General features: G+C 71.6%; 1 protein-coding gene. It reads right to left on the bottom strand.

Features of this window, described 5'->3' with window-relative positions; translation table 11 throughout:
• Positions 1-2: 2 nt before the first annotated feature.
• Positions 3-497 (bottom strand): flavin reductase family protein, encoded by a 495-nt coding sequence (locus tag SNE206_RS40120; RefSeq protein ID WP_407918524.1) that lies wholly within the window; start codon positions 495-497, stop codon positions 3-5.
• Between the last annotated feature and the right edge of the window lie 35 nt (positions 498-532).

The raw sequence follows: 532 nt of genomic DNA, 5'->3' as shown, positions 1-532 counted from the left end.
GCTCAGATGCCGGCCAGGCTGCGGAAGCGGCTGGCGTGGAAGACGAGCGGGGAGGTGTCCGGGGCCGCACTGAGGCCGTGGATGCGCAGCAGCACGATGTCGTGGTCGCCGAAGGGGACTTCCTCGTGGATGGTGCAGTCGAGCCACAGGGTGGCGCCGTCGACGAAGACGCTGCCGTCGTCGGAGGAGTGCCAGTCGGTCCCGGCGAAGCGGTCTCCGGTCCTGCTCGCCAGTCGCGTGCAGACGTCGTCCTGTCCCTCGGCCAGCACGCTCACCCCGAGCCGGGGCTGCTCGCGCAGCTTGGGCCAGGTGGTGGAGGTGTGCTGGATGCAGACCGACACCAGGGGCGGGTCCATCGACACGGAGGTGAACGAGCTGGCGGCCAGGCCCAGGGGCTCGCCGTCGCCCCGGGCGCACAGGGCGGTGACCCCGGACGGGAAGCACCCGAAGGCCCGCCGCAACTGGTCGGTGGCCGTCACCGGCTCGATGTCTCTCATCGGAACTCCTTCTCCGGCCGGCGCCCAGCGCTCGT

It is taken from the genome of Kitasatospora sp. NE20-6, from assembly GCF_045862635.1.
This window is presented reverse-complemented; position numbering and strand designations above follow the sequence as displayed.

Excerpts from the sequence above, each read along its gene's own strand:
- SNE206_RS40120 (WP_407918524.1), bottom strand. The coding sequence starts at position 497 with ATGAGAGACATCGAGCCGGTGACGGCCACCGACCAGTTGCGGCGGGCC.